Annotated in this window: 14 protein-coding genes; 5 read left to right on the top strand and 9 right to left on the bottom strand. The window is 68.0% G+C overall.

Translation table 11 applies throughout. The annotated features are described in order from the left end of the window. Positions 1-17: 17 nt before the first annotated feature. The 6 genes from BW991_RS22970 to hyfB form a co-directional block, all read right to left on the bottom strand. Complete coding sequence (locus tag BW991_RS22970) at positions 18-581, bottom strand: NADH-quinone oxidoreductase subunit B family protein (RefSeq protein WP_076604443.1); 564 nt, start codon at positions 579-581, stop codon at positions 18-20. Then, positions 581-2125 (bottom strand): hydrogenase large subunit, encoded by a 1545-nt coding sequence (locus tag BW991_RS22965; RefSeq protein ID WP_076604442.1) that lies wholly within the window; start codon positions 2123-2125, stop codon positions 581-583. Before BW991_RS22965 ends, BW991_RS22970 begins: the two co-directional genes overlap by 1 nt. 85 nt (positions 2126-2210) lie before the next feature. Beyond that, on the bottom strand, positions 2211-3665 hold the full coding sequence (locus BW991_RS22960; RefSeq protein WP_076604441.1) for a hydrogenase 4 subunit F: 1455 nt from the start codon (positions 3663-3665) through the stop codon (positions 2211-2213). Further along, a complete protein-coding gene (locus BW991_RS22955) occupies positions 3665-4324 on the bottom strand; it encodes a formate hydrogenlyase (RefSeq protein WP_170879164.1) in 660 nt (219 codons plus the stop codon). The genes BW991_RS22960 and BW991_RS22955 overlap by 1 nt, the downstream gene beginning before the upstream one ends. Position 4325: 1 nt before the next feature. Beyond that, complete coding sequence (locus tag BW991_RS22950) at positions 4326-5273, bottom strand: respiratory chain complex I subunit 1 family protein (RefSeq protein ID WP_076604439.1); 948 nt, start codon at positions 5271-5273, stop codon at positions 4326-4328. Next, the gene (gene hyfB / locus BW991_RS22945; RefSeq protein WP_212566945.1) at positions 5270-7270 is read right to left on the bottom strand and encodes a hydrogenase 4 subunit B; all 2001 of its coding nucleotides are present in this window, start codon (positions 7268-7270) and stop codon (positions 5270-5272) included. Before hyfB ends, BW991_RS22950 begins: the two co-directional genes overlap by 4 nt. Positions 7271-7383: 113 nt before the next feature. Here hyfB and BW991_RS22940 point away from each other — a divergent pair, with 113 nt between their 5' ends. Further along, positions 7384-7569, top strand: a complete 186-nt coding sequence (locus tag BW991_RS22940) for a CopG family transcriptional regulator (protein ID WP_076604437.1) — start codon at positions 7384-7386, stop codon at positions 7567-7569. Positions 7570-7773: 204 nt separating this feature from the next. Here BW991_RS22940 and BW991_RS22935 read toward each other — a convergent pair whose 3' ends face one another. Then, entirely contained in the window at positions 7774-8622 is an 849-nt protein-coding gene (locus tag BW991_RS22935; RefSeq protein WP_076604436.1) for a UDP-2,3-diacylglucosamine diphosphatase, read from the bottom strand. A 2-nt stretch (positions 8623-8624) separates the two neighbouring features. Further along, positions 8625-9851 carry a glycosyltransferase family 4 protein gene (locus tag BW991_RS22930; protein ID WP_076604435.1) on the bottom strand — a complete coding sequence of 409 codons (1227 nt, stop codon included), beginning with the start codon at positions 9849-9851 and terminating at the stop codon, positions 8625-8627. A gap of 95 nt (positions 9852-9946) precedes the next feature. On the opposite strand from BW991_RS22930, the gene BW991_RS22925 reads away from it, so the two are divergent. The 4 genes from BW991_RS22925 to BW991_RS22910 all read left to right on the top strand — a co-directional run bounded on the left by BW991_RS22925 (position 9947) and on the right by BW991_RS22910 (position 13499). After that, positions 9947-10204, top strand: a complete 258-nt coding sequence (locus BW991_RS22925) for a DUF3862 domain-containing protein (protein WP_076604462.1) — start codon at positions 9947-9949, stop codon at positions 10202-10204. A gap of 189 nt (positions 10205-10393) precedes the next feature. Further along, positions 10394-11596, top strand: a complete 1203-nt coding sequence (locus tag BW991_RS22920) for a cation:proton antiporter (protein ID WP_076604434.1) — start codon at positions 10394-10396, stop codon at positions 11594-11596. Further along, positions 11593-12720: a YbdK family carboxylate-amine ligase gene (locus BW991_RS22915; RefSeq protein ID WP_076604433.1), complete on the top strand. Its 1128-nt coding sequence runs from the start codon at positions 11593-11595 to the stop codon at positions 12718-12720. The genes BW991_RS22920 and BW991_RS22915 overlap by 4 nt, the downstream gene beginning before the upstream one ends. Then, entirely contained in the window at positions 12717-13499 is a 783-nt protein-coding gene (locus BW991_RS22910) for a gamma-glutamyl-gamma-aminobutyrate hydrolase family protein (RefSeq protein WP_076604432.1), read from the top strand. The genes BW991_RS22915 and BW991_RS22910 overlap by 4 nt, the downstream gene beginning before the upstream one ends. Here the strand turns inward: BW991_RS22910 and BW991_RS22905 are convergent. Continuing rightward, entirely contained in the window at positions 13496-14476 is a 981-nt protein-coding gene (locus BW991_RS22905; RefSeq protein ID WP_084205211.1) for a DMT family transporter, read from the bottom strand. The two genes, BW991_RS22910 and BW991_RS22905, sit on opposite strands and share 4 nt — an antisense overlap. Between the last annotated feature and the right edge of the window lie 245 nt (positions 14477-14721).

The raw sequence follows: 14721 nt of genomic DNA, 5'->3' as shown, positions 1-14721 counted from the left end.
GCGCCCCGGCTGCGGCGTCAGTTGAATCCGGGCGCGAAGTCGGCCTGCGCGGCCTCGCCCTCGCCGACCGGCGGGCGCGCGCGCACCGCGGCCAGGATCCCCGCGAGGAGCTCCGCCGGGGGCGGCGGACAGCCCGGCACGGTGACGTCGACCGGGATCACGTTCGCCACGCCGCCGCGACTCGCGTAGCTCTCGCCGAAGATGCCGCCGTTGCAGCCGCAGTCCCCGACCGCGACGACCAGCTTGGGCGCCGGCGTCGCGTCGTAGGTGCGCCGCAGCGCGACCTCCATGTGGCGCGACACCGGTCCGGTCACGAGCAGCATGTCGGCATGGCGCGGGCTGGCGACGAAGCGGATGCCGAGGCCCTCGATGTTGTAGTAGGGGTTGTTCAGCGCATTGATCTCGAGCTCGCAGCCGTTGCACGACCCGGCATCGACGTGCCGGATCGCCAGCGCACGGCCGAGGATCGCGAGGAGCTCGTCATGGATCAGGTGCGCGGGGCGGCGCGCGCCCGCCAGCGGTTCGGGCGGCGGTTCGGTGATACGGCCGCGGCGCGCAACGTATTTCAGGATGTGCCACATTACAGATCCTGCCCCGAATAGCTGAGATTGAAGGACTTGTTGATCAGCGGGAAGTCCGGAACGATGTTGCCGATGATCGCGTGCTCCAGCACCGGCCAGTTCTGCCACGACGGATCGTGGCAGTGGCAGCGCGCGATGCGCCCCTGCGCGTTGGTCTCCAGCGCGACGAACACCTCGCCGCGCCAGCCCTCGACCCAGCCGGCGCCGACGCCGTCCCGCATTGCGAGGACCGGCTCGTGGATCGCACCGCCCGGCAGCCCGGCGAGCAGCGCGTCGATCATGCGCAGCGACGCGAAGCACTCCTCGAAACGCATCGCCACGCGCGCCGCGACGTCGCCGTTGCGATGCGTACAGGCCGTGACCGCGAGCCCGTCATACGGCGGCCACGGAAAATCCGCGCGCAGGTCGGCCGCCTGCCCGCTCGCGCGTCCGGCAAGCCCCGTCAGCCCCAGGCGCTGGGCGAGTTCCGGCGTGACCCGGCCGGTCGTCACGAGACGGTCCTGCAGCCCGGAGTGCTCGTCGTAGATGTCCTTCAGCTCGGCGACTTCGCGCGCGATGTCCGCGACCTGGCGGCGCAGTTTCGTGCAGGCGTCCGCGTCAAGATCGCGCGCGACCCCGCCGGGACAAACGCCGTCCATCATCAGGCGGTGGCCGAAGCATTCGCGGTTCAGGCGCAGCCAGTCCTCGCGCAGGCGCGAGAACTGCGCGAGGGCGAAGCCGAACGCGGCGTCGTTGCCGAGCGCGCCGAGATCGCCGAGGTGATTCGCGACACGCTCGCGCTCGAGCATCACCGCCCGCAGCCACACCGCGCGCTCGGGCGCCTTCGCGCCGACCAGCGATTCCGCTGCCATCGCATAGGCCCACGCGTACGCGACGGTGCTGTCGCCCGACACCCGCCCGGCGAGGCGCGCACCCTCGTCGGTATCCATGCCCATGAAGCGGCGCTCGATGCCCTTGTGCTTGTAGCCCAGCCGCTCCTCGAGCCGCAGCACCTTCTCGCCGACCACCGAGAAGCGGAAATGCCCCGGTTCGATCGTGCCGGCATGCACCGGCCCGACCGGGATCTCATGCACGCCGTCGCCCTCGACGACAACGAAGGGATAGGCATCGGCCTGCGCCTCGAAGCGCTCCTGGCCGGTGTTCTCGAGGCGCAGCGGAAAATAGTCCGCCGGCCACGCGCCGTGACGCAGCCACGGGCGGCCGTCGCCCGCATCCTCGGCCTCTATCCCGACCAGATCGCGCGCGGCGCGCTGCATGCGGATCGCGGCGGGAAAGAAGCGCGAGATGTCCGGGTAGACCGGCTTTGCCGCATCCAGGCCCAGCTTCACCCACAGCAGTCCGTCCGCGCTGGCGTACGCCGCCGACACCGCGAAGCCGTCGCCCACAGCACGCTCGTCGCTGCCCCACAGGCTCACGAGCCGCCCCTTCGCCTCCGCCACGGCCAACGCCAGCGCGCTCCACTGCGCGGCATGCACCCGTGCGCCGAAGGTCGGGACGGGGGCGTCGAGCCGTTCGAAGCGGCAATCGAGTCCGAAAACTTCCACTCAGGCCTCCCGCCGGGCCGCCCCAAGGGAGGCCTGCGCCCCCTCGGGGGGCAACGAACAAAGTGAGCGTGGGGGTTGTTGCACTCTAGCCTCCGATCATCTGAGCCGCCTGCCGGTACCAGCCGTCGAGGTAGGGCGGGATGTAGAGCCCGAGCATGAGCGCGAGCCCGAGATGGACGAACACCGGCAGCAGCGCCGGCGGGTGGGCGAGCGGGCGCAGCGAGGTCTCGCCGAACACCATCGGCTGCACGCGCCCGAAGATCGCCGCGAACGCGACGCCCAGCGCGACCAGCAGGAAGGGCGTGGCCCACGGCGCTTCGCGCATTGCCGTCGTCAGGATCAGGAACTCGCTCGCGAACACGCCGAAGGGCGGCATGCCGAGGATCGCCAGCGAGCCCAGCATCAGGCCCCAGCCGACCGTCGGACTCACCTTCAGCAGGCCGCGGATGTCCTCCATCACCTGCGAACCGGCCTTCTGCGCGGCGTGGCCGACGGCGAAGAAGATCGCCGACTTCACCAGCGCATGCACGGTCATGTGCAGCAGTCCGGCGAAGTTCGCAATCGGGCCGCCCAGGCCGAACGCGAAGGTCATCAGGCCCATGTGCTCGATCGACGAATACGCGAACATGCGCTTGACGTCGCGCTGGCGCGACAGGAAGAAAGCCGCGACGACCACCGTGACGAGGCCGAAGCCGATCATCATCCGCCCCGGCAGACCGTTCGCGAGCGCGCCGTCGGCGAGCACCTTGCAACGCAGCACCGCGTACAGCGCGACGTTCAGCAGCAGGCCCGACAGCACCGCCGAGATCGGCGTCGGGCCTTCCGCATGCGCGTCGGGCAACCAGTTGTGCACCGGCACCAGACCCACTTTCGTGCCGTAGCCGACGAGCAGGAAGACGAAGGCCAGCGACAGGATCTGCGGGTCGAGAAGATGCTTGGACTGGGCCAGGTGCGTCCACAGCAGCGCCCCTTCGCCGCCGCCGATCGCGCGCTCGGCCGCGAGGTAGAGCAGGATTGTGCCGAACAGCGCCTGCGCGATGCCCACACCGCACAGGATGAAGTACTTCCACGCTGCCTCCAGGCTCGCCGGGGTGCGATACACCGACACCAGCAGCACCGTCGTCAGCGTCGCCGCCTCCATTGCCACCCACAGGATGCCGAGGTTGTTGGTCGTCAGCGCGACCAGCATCATGCCGTTGAACAGCTGGTACATGCTGTGGAAGAGGCGCATCCGGCCGGGGGTCATCTTGCCGTGGTCGCGCTCGATGCGCATGTAGGGGCGCGAGAACAGCGAAGTCGTGAAGCCGACGAAGGCGGTCAGGGTGACGAGGAAGACGTTGAGCGGATCGACGAAGAACCACTCGCCCCACGCCGTGAGCGGCCCGTCGCGCACGACGATCGCCGTGAGCCACACGGACGCGGCGAGGGTGAGCAGGCTCATCGCCGCGTTCAGGTCTCCGGCCCGCTCGCGGTCGCCCCACAGCGCGAGCAGCACGCCGCCGAGGAGCGGAAACGCGAGGACGAAAAGGAGCGGATCCATCAGTCTTCCTTCAGCTTTTCGAGATGGCGGATGTCCAGGCTGTCGAACTGCTCCCTGATCTGGAACATGAACACGCCGAGGATCAGGATGCCGACCAGCACGTCGAAGGCGATGCCCAGCTCGACGATCATCGGCATGCCGCTGGTCGCCGCGGTGGCCGCGAAGAACAGGCCGTTTTCCATCGACAGGAAGCCGATCACCTGCGGCACCGCCTTCGCGCGCACGATCATCATCAGGAAGGACAGCAGCACGCACGCGAGCGCAATGCCGAGCGTGCCGCGCGCGATCGAGGTCGACAGCCCCGCGATCGGCGCCGCCAGATTGAACGCGAAGATCACCAGCACGATGCCGATCAGCATCGTCGTCGGGATGTTGAACAGGGTCTCGACGTCCCAGCGCACGTTGAGCCGCAGGATCACCCGGTGCAGCAGGATCGGGATCAGCACCACCTTGAGCACGAAGGTCAGCGCCGCGGAGAAGTACAGGTGGTGCTGGCCGGTGAGATAGCCGACGATCAGCGTCGCCGCCGCCAGCGCCGCGCCCTGCAGCGTGAATAGGTGGATCAGCGTCAGGATGCGGCGCTGCGCGATCATCGCGAACGCGAGCACGAGCAGCACGACCGCGAAGAGGTTGATCGACTGGGAAAGTAGACTGTTCACCTCAGGCCCCCAGCAGCACATGCACCAGCAACGCGATCACCGCGAGCAGGAAGGCCGTCGCGAGGAACTCCGGCACGCGGAACAGGCGCATCTTCGCGTTGATCGTCTCGATCAGCGCGAGCAGCACGCCGCCGACCGCGAGCTTCACCACCAGCATCGGGATCGCAAACAGGATCGCGACCGGCGTCCCCGCCTCGGCCACGCCCCACGGCACGAACAGTGCAAGCCCGATGCACGAATACGCGAACAGCTTCAGCGACGCCGCCCACTCGACCAGCGCCAGATGGCGCCCCGAGTATTCGAGGATCAACGCCTCGTGGATCATCGTCAGCTCGAGGTGGGTGGCCGGGTTGTCCACCGGCACGCGCGCGTTCTCCGCCAGCGACACCATCGTGAACGCGACTCCCGCCACCGCCAGGCTCGGATAGATCGCGAAGGGCTGGTGCGCGAGCGTTTCGACGATCATCGCGAGCGAAGTCGACTGCGTGATCAGCGAGGCCGAGAACAGCACCATCAGCAGCGCCGGCTCGGCGAGGAAGCCGATCAGCATCTCGCGCCGCGCGCCGAGCGTGCCGAACGAGGTGCCGATGTCCATCGCCGCGAGCGAAATGAACACGCGCGCGAGCGCAAACAGGCCGACCAGCGCGATCGCGTCGGCCGCGGGCGCCAGCGGCAGGTCGGTCGACAGCGTCGGCGCGATGCCGCACGCGAGCGCCATGCAGCCGAACATGATGTAGGGCGCGACGCGGAAGATCGACGTTGCGTGCTCGGCGACGACCGATTCCTTGTTGAACAGCTTATGCAGCACGCGATAGGGCTGCAGCAGCCCCGGCGCGCGCCGCCCCTGCAGCCACGCGCGCCACTGGTTCACCCAGCCCGTCAGCAAGGGCGCCAGCGCCAGCGCGAGGAGAATGGCGAGCAGCTGCGCGAACAGGCCGACGATGCTCATGATTTCACCACCAGCAACAGGACGATCAAGGTCACGAAGCTGTACAGCAGGTAGATTGCGATGCGCCCCTGCTGCAGCCGCCCGACGCCGCGCGCGATGCCGGACGTGAGCCGCGCGACCGGCAGGTACAGCCAGTGCCAGAAATGATCCTCGATCGTGACGCGGTAATGCGGTTTTGCGTCGAACGGTGACGGCAGCTCGCGGCGCATGCGGAAGAACGGTTCGAAGATCTGGCGGATCGGCTGACCGAAACCCTCGGCGGTATCCTGCATGCGCGCAGTCTGCGCCGGATAGCCGCAGTCCCATGCGGGCGCGCGGCGCAGACGCCCGTGATAGAGCTTGCGCACGAGCACGACCGCGAGCAGCACCGCCAGGCTGACGACGCCGAGAAACACGAGCGGACTGTAGCTCGCGCGGTCGGGCGAACTGGGCGACAGCAGCAACCAGCCGTTCGCGCGCACCGTCTCGGCAATGCCGCCGCCAACCAGCAGCCGCGTGACCGGGTCGATGAGGCCGATCGCCGCCACCGGAAACAGGCCCAGCAGCACGCAGCCCGCGCCGAGCCACACGAGGCCGGCGCGCTCGAGCGGCGAGGCCGGGTGCGCGTCGGCGAGCTTGGGCTCGCGCGGCTGACCGAGGAAGATCACGCCGTAGAACTTCACCATCGTGTAGCCGGCGAGCGCGGCAACCAGCGCGATGCCCGCGGCGAGCACCGGCACGAGCATGTTGAGGAAGGAGTCCGGCAAGCCCGTCGTGAACAGGAAGCTCTGCAGCAGCAGCCATTCGGACACGAAGCCGGAAAACGGCGGCAGGCCCGAACTCGCGAGCACGCCGACGAGCGACAGCCACGCGACCCAGGGCATGCGCCGCATCAGGCCGCCGAGCTTGCCGAGGCTGCGCTCGCCGGTCGCGTGCAGCACCGAGCCGGTCGCGAGGAATAGCAGGCTCTTGAAGAAGGCATGGCCGACGACGTGATACAGCGCCGCGGTCAGCGCCAGCGCGGACAGCGCCTTCATCCCGTAGGCGTTGAACAGCACGCCGAGGCCGATGCCGACGAAGAGCAGGCCGATGTTCTCGATCGACGAATACGCGAGCAGGCGCTTCATGTCCGTCTGCACCGCGCTGAACACCACCCCGTACAGCGCGGTCGCGAGGCCGACCGCCAGCAGCAGCACGCCCCACCACCACTGCTGCGCGCCGAGCAGGTCGAAGCTCACGCGCAGCAGGCCGTAGATCGCGGTTTTCAGCATCACGGCGCTCATCAGCGCGGACACCGGCGACGGCGCCGCCGGATGGGCCTCCGGCAGCCACACGTGCAGCGGCAGGATGCCCGCCTTCGCGCCGAAGCCGAGCGTCGCGAGCAGGAAGGCGACCGAGGCCCACAGCGGCGACAGCGACTGCGCACGCATGTTGGCAAAGGTGTAGTCGCCGGTGTTGGCCTGCAGCACGCCGAAGCACAGCAGGATGCCGATCGCGCCGATGTGGGCGATGAGCAGGTACAGGAATCCGGCCTCGCGGATCGCCGGCACGCGATGGTTCGCGGTGACGAGGAAGAACGAGGACAGCGCCATCGTCTCCCACATCACCATGAAGGCGTAGGCGTCGTCGGCCAGCACGACCAGCGCCATGCTGGCGAGGAAGAGATGGTATTCGAGGCACATCAGTCCGGGCGGCGTACCTTCGCCGTGGCGGAAGTAGCCCGCAGCGAAGACCGAAACACCGACCGAGATCGCGCCGATCACGAGCAGGAAGAAGGCCGACAGCCCGTCGAGCCGCAGGTGGAAAGGCAGGTCCGGCAGGCCCAGCGCGAGCACCGCGGTTTCCGGCGTACCGAGCAGCCCGGCCAAGGCGAGCCCCGCGAGCGCGACCCCCAGCGCCGCGCCGGCAGGAAAGAGCACGCGGGCGACGAACGCGGTATTGCGCAGCACGCCGATCCCGGCAAAGCCCAGTACGAGCCAGCCGGCAACGACGATCAGGATCCAGTCGAGAAGCAGCACGCGCCCTCCCCCGCGGAGTGTGTTATTGCGTTCGCATCTGTTGCACATTACATTATTAGTAGTGATGCTTTCAATGTTAATTTGATGTTAATCGCTGCAGTGGCCGACGCGTGATGAAAGAGAATCGAACCGCCCGCCTGACCTTGCTGATCGACCCGGAGAAGAAGAAGCTCTTCGAGGAAATCTGCGCCAGCAAGGACCTGACGCCCTCACAGGTCGTGCGCCGCCTGATCCGCCAGTACGTGCAGGAGAATGCCGGCAACCGGACGCTGCCGGAGTGGCTGAAGGACAACGACTGAGGGCTGTGTAGGCCGGCGCCGACGCTCGGGACGCCGGACGCGCCCCTGTAATCCGTATCCGTGCCCGTTGGATGCGGATGCCGTAGGGCGGATGAGCCGCGCAGCGGCGTTATCCGCCGAATGCGAGGCGTGCGAGCGTGACCGCTGCATGGCGGAAGGCGCTGCGCTTTTCCGCCCTACGATCCGTTCATGCAATTGATCTGGTCAGGGCACGCGTCGACGCACGTCGCCCGACGCCGCCGGGTCGGCCATGCGGGCGGTCACCAGCCCCGGCAGCTCCCCCCGGTCGAACACCGGCTGTGCCGCAGCGTACGCTCGCGGCAAGCCCCAGCGCACCACTTCCATGCGCCCGTCGAGGTGCTCGACGATCGCGGTGCAGCTATCCACCCAGTCGCCGCAGTTCAGGTAGCGCACGCCTTCGATCTCGGTGTCCGCCGCCCAGTGGATGTGACCGCAGATCACCCCGTCCAGCCCCTTGCGCCGGGTCGCGTGGGCGATCGACGCCTCGAAGTCGAAGATGAAATTCACCGCGCGCTTCACCTTCTGCTTCGCATAGCCCGCCAGCGACCAGTAGCCGGGACGACGCAACACGCGGCGCACGCGCGACAGCCACAGGTTGATGCGCACCAGCGTGTTGTATGCAGCGTCGCCCAGCAGCGCGACCCAGCGGTGGTGACGCGTGACCTGGTCGTATTCGTCGCCATGCACGACCCAGTAGCGGCGGCCATCGGCAGCCTCATGCACCCACTCGGATTCCACGCGGATGTCGCCGAACGCGATCCCCGCATACTCGCGCAGCGCCTCGTCGTGATTGCCGGGAACGAGGAACACCTTGCAGCCCTGGCGTGCGCGGCGGAGCACCTTCTGCACCACGGTGTTCTGCATCACGTTCCACTGGATGCCGCGGTTCATGGCCCAGAAGTCGACGATGTCGCCGACCATGTAGAGGTAGTCCGACGGGTGCTCGCGCAGGAAATCGAGCAGAGGCCCCGCCTGGCACGCGCGGGTGCCGAGATGGACGTCGGAGATGAAGACGGAACGTACCTGGGGCATCGCTAGCGCACCGTGGCTTTGAAGGGAAGAAAATCGGGAAGCGCGGCCTGCGCCTCGTCCACCACGCGCTGCAGCGACGTCGTGAAGCGGTCGTTGATGCGCTCCCAGTCGAGCGATTCGCTGCGCCGGCGGGCCGCTTCGGCGATCCGCGCGCGCAGACCCCGGTCGGACGCGGCGACCACCGACTCGGCCACGAAGGCCGCCGCCGCACCGGGCCGCACGAGCAATCCGTCGCCGCCGCTCGCGATCACCTCGGCGGCCGCTGCGCAGTCGTAGGCCACGACGCACAGTCCGCTCGCCATCGCCTCCAGCGTGACGTTGCCCCAGGTTTCCGACAGGCTGGGGAACAGGAACAGGTCGCCCGACGCGTAGTGCGCGGCCAGATCCTCGCCGCGGCGCGCGCCGGCGAACACCACGTCGGGGTTGCCCTCCTGCAGGGACTTGCGCAGCGGCCCGTCGCCCACGATCACCAGCCGCGCGTCCGGCGTCCGGCGGCGGATCGCGGCGAAGGCCTCCAGCACCAGCCGCAGGTTCTTCTCGGGTGCGACGCGCCCCACCCACACCACTGCCAGCTCGTCCGCAGCGACGCCCCAGCTCGCGCGCAACGCCGCGCTGCGACGCGCGGGGTTGAAGAGTTCCGTATCCACGCCGCGCGCGATCACCTCCACGGAGCGGTAGCCGCGCGCGCGCAGGTCCTGCGCCATCGCGCGCGTCGGCACGAAGGTCACGGCGGTGCGGTTGTGCATGCGCTTGAGCCACGCGGCGACCGGGCGCTCCAGCCAGCCGACGCCATAGTGCGCACTGTAGCTGTCGAAGTTGGTGTGGAAGTCAGACGTCACCGGAATGCCGAGACGGATCGACGCCGACACCGCCGACCAGCCCAGCGGGCCCTCGGTCGCCACATGCACGAGGTCCGGCCGCTGGCGCGACCACAGGCGGAAGAGCCGCGTGCGCGCGGGCAGCCCGAAGCGCAAGCCCTCGTAGTTCGGGATCTTCATCCCGTGCGCCAGCACCTCCTCGAAACCCGGGCCGTCCGCCGCCCGGTCCGACAGGGCCTGGCGCGGGCGCACGAGCTGCACCCGGTGCCCGCGCGCGATCAGGCCATCGACCATGCGCCCCAAGGTCATCGCCACGCCGTTGATCTCCGGCGCCCACGTCTCGGTGACCAGCGCGATGCGCAAGCTGGGCCGCAGACAACGTTCTTCGGTCACGAAATCGACGTCTTTCATGAACCCGAACGCTAACGGCCGGAAACGAAAAACTCGTGACCGATGGATTAAGCTTCGGTTACATGCCCCTTTCCTCAACCGGACACACGATCGACATGAAACGCATCGCACTCATCGCCCTTGCCGCCCTCGCCCTGACGCTGGGGGCTTGCAGCAAGCTGACCGTAGAAAACTACGACAAGCTCAAGATGGGCATGACCTATAACGAGGTGAAGCAGCTGCTCGGCGCTCCGGACAAGTGCAGCGACCTGCTCGCGGTGAAAAGCTGCACCTGGGGCAACGACGCCCGCTATGTGCAGGTGAATTTCGTCGCCGACCAGGTCGTGCTGTTCAACTCGGCGAACCTGCGCTGAGATCGGTTCCGCCCGGCCGACCGCGAACGGACGCCGGGCGGGGGACGCAAACAGTTACATTTGCACAAATTTATATTTCTAAAATAGTATTAATTTTCTCGATGCCTCTCCACCCTCCCGGATAAATCGCTCCCCCGCCACTGTCGGAGGGAGATAGAACACCACACCGGCTTCGGAGGACTCCCCTTGATGGACCTGCTGATCTGGCCGGACTGGCCACTGGCGCTTGGCGCCCTGTTCCCTGTTGCGATCGCCCTCGTGCTCACCGCCCTCATCGGCGAGGCCGGCGGACGCTTCGATCTGCCGCGCGTGAGCGGCTATGCCCTCGCCGGCCTCGTGCTCGGCCCGCTTGCGCTGGGCTGGTTCGACACCAACGACCTTGCCGGCAACCGCCTGGTGATCGACTTCACGATCGCGCTGGTGCTGTTCGAACTCGGCATCCGCCTCGACCTGCGCTGGCTCGCCGCGAACCGCTGGGTCGTCGCAACGAGCGCAGGCGAAATGGCACTGACCTTCGCACTCACCTTCGGTGCGCTGTGGGCCGCAGGCACCGGCACGGGTATCGCCCTGGCCGTCGCCGCGATTGCGGTCGGCACCTCGCCGGTGATCCTCATGCACGTGACCAACGAGCTGCGCGCCTCCGGCCAGACCACCGACCGCCTGCTCGCGCTGTGCGCACTCAACGTCGCGGTGTCGGTGATCCTGCTCAAGCTCCTCGTCGGCGCCCTGCACGGCGTGCACTCGGGCTGGCAGCTCGCGCTGCTGCACCCCCTCTACCTGCTCCTCGGCTCGGCGCTGGCCGGCGCGGTCATCGCCGCGGCCTATCTCGGGCTGCGCAGACTGGTCGACCCCGCCACCGAACAGGGCCTTGTCGCGATGATCGCGCTGCTGCTCGCCGCCATCGCACTGCTCAGCGCACTGCGCCTGCCTACCGCGCTCGCGCCGCTGTTCGCCGGCGCCCTCGTCAAGTGGCGCGACCGCCGCCCCCATCTGTGGCCACAGCAGTTCGGCAGCTTCGGCGGCGTGCTGGTGATCGTCGCCTTCATGCTCGCGGGCGCTGCCGTCACCGCGGGCGAACTCCTCGCCGGCGCCGGAGTCGGACTCCTCGCGATCCTCGCCCGCGCGGCGGGCAAGCTCGGCGGCGCCATCGCATTCGGCCCGCCCAGCGGACTCGACCTGCGCAAGAGCCTCGCCCTCGGTGTCGGCCTGATGCCCCTGTCGATGCTCGCGCTGCTGCAGGCCGAGGATGTGCGCCTGCTGTATCCCGAATTCGGCTCCCGCCTGCTGCCCATCGTGATCGCGATGACGGTCGTGCTGGGGCTGCTCGGGCCGATCGCGACCCGGCGGGCACTGATCCGCGTCCGTGAAACCCGCCGCGGAGAAATGTCATGAGCCTGGAAAACTTTGCCTCCTCGCGCGCCCTGTCGCTGGGCGTCGAACTCGAACTGCAGCTCGTCAGCACACACGACTACGACCTCGTTTCCTCCGCAGAGGACTTGTTGCGCGCGATGGCGAACAAGGATGTACCGGGCGAGGTGAAGCCCGAAATGACCTGCTCGATGATCGAGGTGTCCACCGGTATCTGCAGCGATTACGCCTGCGTCGCCGAAGAGCTGGAAGCGCTGCGCGCCGCGCTCACCGACGCCGCACGCAAGCTCAACATCGGCATCTGCGGCGGCGGCACCCATGCCTTCCAGGACTGGAGCGAGCGCCGCATCTTCGACAAGCCGCGCTTCCACTACCTCTCCGACCTGTACGGCTACCTCGCCAAGCAGTTCACCGTGTTCGGCCAGCACGTGCACATCGGCTGCCCGGGGCCGGACGCGGCGCTCTACCTGCTGCACGGCATGTCGCGCTATATCCCCCACCTGATCGCGCTGTCGGCCTCGTCGCCCTACGTGCAGGGCAAGGACACGGGCTTCCAGTCCGCCCGCCTCAACTCGGTGTTTGCCTTCCCGCTGTCGGGTCGCGCGCCCTTCGTCGAGACCTGGCAGGATTTCGAGGCCTATTTCCGCAAGATGAGCGACACCGGCGTCGTCCAGAGCATGAAGGACTTCTACTGGGACATCCGCCCCAAACCCGAATACGGCACCATCGAAGTCCGCGTGATGGACACCCCGCTCACCGTCGGCCGCGCCGCCGCGATCGCCGCCTACATCCAGTCGATCGCCCGCTACCTGATGATCGAGCGTCCCATCCGGCTTGCCGAAGACGACTATCTCGTCTACACCTTCAACCGCTTCCAGGCCTGCCGCTTCGGCTTCGCCGGAACCTACGTGCATCCGGAAACGCATGAGCACCGCTCGGTCGCAGAGGAAATCGAGGCCAGCTTCGCGCGCATCGAGCAGCACGCCATCGAGCTCGGCTGCGACGGCGCGCTCGGCGAGCTGCTGCGCCAGGTGCGCGAAGGGCGCAACGACGCGGCCTGGCTGCGCGAACGCCACACCGGCGGCGAGTCGCTGCCCGAACTCGTGATGGCTCAGTGCGCGCGCTGGATGGGAGGAGAAGCGATGTGAGCAGGGCGCCGCTGCGCATCGGCCTTTCGGCCCGCCTGCTGCATACGCCGCCGGCGGAACTCGGCTTTCCGGGAAAGACGCTGCAGTACCTGGAACAGTCGATGGCCCACTGGATCATGTCGCACGGCGCGCTCGTCCTCATGGTGCCCACCATAGGCCAGCACCTCGGCCTGCGGCGGGCACAGATCTCGGTGCACGACTACGTCAGCGTGCTGGACGGGCTCGTGCTGCAGGGCGGCGCCGACGTCAGCCCCACCACCTACCGCCAGGAGCCGCTGCGCCCCGAATGGACCGGCGACCGCGTGCGCGATCTCTACGAGATCGAACTGCTGTGGGAATTCGTCATCCAGGGCAAGCCGGTGCTGGGCGTATGCCGCGGCGCACAGCTCATCAACGTCGCGTGCGGCGGCACGCTGTGGCAGGACATCTCGGAATACGTGCCCGGCGCTGCCGCGCACCGCGATGTCGACCTCTACGACAAGCACCACCACGAGATCGAGCTCGTCGCCGGCAGCCACCTCGCCACGCTCTACGACGGCACCGCCGGCGGCCTCGTGAACAGCATCCACCACCAGGCCGTGCGCGACCTCGGCTCCGACCTGCGCATCGAAGCCTACTCGCGCGGCGACAACGTCATCGAGGCGATCCGCTGGCAGGGCAACGGCTACCTCTTCGGCTGCCAGTGGCACCCGGAATTCCACGGCAGCGCAGGCGGCCTGCTCGACGGCAGCCCCATCCTGCAGGACTTCCTCGACGCCGCCGAACGCGCCAGGGGCTAGTCCCCGCCCTCGCGCCCCACCGCAGACGAGCCGACAGTAGCGCCCGCCGCCGGCGCAGCCCCCTCCCGCGCCCCATCGGCTCGCGCCGCCAACGCATTGCGCCCGCGCATCGCGATCGCGCTGATCGCCAGCAGTGCCACGACGATGCACACCATGCCCCAGGATTCGCTCGCGTTCGGCCGCTCGCCGAGCTCCATCGCGCCGCTCAGCACCCCCACCACCGGCACGGCCAGCGACGACAATCCTGCCAGCCCCGCCGGCAGGCGGTCGAGGATGAACAGCCACATCAGCCACGCCAGCCCCGTCGCGAACAGCGCGTTATAGACCAGCGCCCCGATGAAATACGGAGTCACCTGCGGAGCCTCGGACGGCAGGAGCCATGCGATCAGGCACAGTACAAGCGAGCCCAGCAACATCTGCCATGCCGTCAATGACAGCAGATCGACCTCCACGTTGGCGCGCAGCCGCTTCGCCGACACGGCGCTCGCGGCCCACACGAGTCCGGCCAGGACCGCCAGCAGCGTGCTCTGCATGTCCCCGCGCAGCGTCCACGGCTCGAGGATCAGCAAGAGCCCGCCCAGCGCCAGCGCCACCGCCATCCATTGCGAGCCGCGCATCCGCTCGCCGAGGAAGGCGCGCGCCAGCATCAGCAGCCAGAACGGCATCGTATAGACCAGCACCGCCGTCTTGCCCGCTCCGCCGCTCACCAGCGCCCACTGGATCAGCGCCGTGAAGGCCGCCGTCTGCAGCAGACCCAGCCACAGCGTCCCACCCAGCGCGACCGGCCGCAACGGGCGGCGCCGCAGCGCGAGCACCGCGAACAGGGCGAGCGAGCCGAAGAAGGTACGCATCGCGGAGAAATCGAAGGGATCGACATAGCGCATTACCTTCTTCATCACCACGTAGTTGTAGCCCCAGATGATGGACAGGACGAGCAGCGCGCCAGCCGCCACCAGCAGTTTCCGATCTCGATTCATTGGCGATTCCAGGCGCCGGGCGCCGCGTTAAGTGCAAACCTAAATTTTTGTACGCAATTCATGACGATATTGTGCACCAAAACAAAGACTCCTGCGCCCCAACATGTCGCACGGGCGCGCACCACCCTGAACTAGCGACTACCGGTTACGCACCATTGTCGTGCGTCGATGCGCCGTGATGCACCATGAACGGGACACTGTTGCGTGACTCAGTCGCATCTAGTTTGCAAGCCATTGACTTAACT

The organism is Aromatoleum tolulyticum (assembly GCF_900156155.1).
GTDB classification, from domain to species: domain Bacteria; phylum Pseudomonadota; class Gammaproteobacteria; order Burkholderiales; family Rhodocyclaceae; genus Aromatoleum; species Aromatoleum tolulyticum.
This window is presented reverse-complemented; position numbering and strand designations above follow the sequence as displayed.

Excerpts from the sequence above, each read along its gene's own strand:
- BW991_RS22930 (WP_076604435.1), bottom strand. The coding sequence starts at position 9,851 with ATGAAAGACGTCGATTTCGTGACCGAAGAACGTTGTCTGCGGCCCAGC.
- BW991_RS22920 (WP_076604434.1), top strand. The coding sequence starts at position 10,394 with ATGGACCTGCTGATCTGGCCGGACTGGCCACTGGCGCTTGGCGCCCTG.
- BW991_RS22960 (WP_076604441.1), bottom strand. The coding sequence starts at position 3,665 with ATGGATCCGCTCCTTTTCGTCCTCGCGTTTCCGCTCCTCGGCGGCGTG.
- BW991_RS22950 (WP_076604439.1), bottom strand. The coding sequence starts at position 5,273 with ATGAGCATCGTCGGCCTGTTCGCGCAGCTGCTCGCCATTCTCCTCGCG.
- BW991_RS22935 (WP_076604436.1), bottom strand. The coding sequence starts at position 8,622 with ATGCCCCAGGTACGTTCCGTCTTCATCTCCGACGTCCATCTCGGCACC.
- BW991_RS22925 (WP_076604462.1), top strand. The coding sequence starts at position 9,947 with ATGAAACGCATCGCACTCATCGCCCTTGCCGCCCTCGCCCTGACGCTG.
- BW991_RS22915 (WP_076604433.1), top strand. The coding sequence starts at position 11,593 with ATGAGCCTGGAAAACTTTGCCTCCTCGCGCGCCCTGTCGCTGGGCGTC.
- BW991_RS22940 (WP_076604437.1), top strand. The coding sequence starts at position 7,384 with ATGAAAGAGAATCGAACCGCCCGCCTGACCTTGCTGATCGACCCGGAG.
- BW991_RS22905 (WP_084205211.1), bottom strand. The coding sequence starts at position 14,476 with ATGAATCGAGATCGGAAACTGCTGGTGGCGGCTGGCGCGCTGCTCGTC.
- BW991_RS22970 (WP_076604443.1), bottom strand. The coding sequence starts at position 581 with ATGTGGCACATCCTGAAATACGTTGCGCGCCGCGGCCGTATCACCGAA.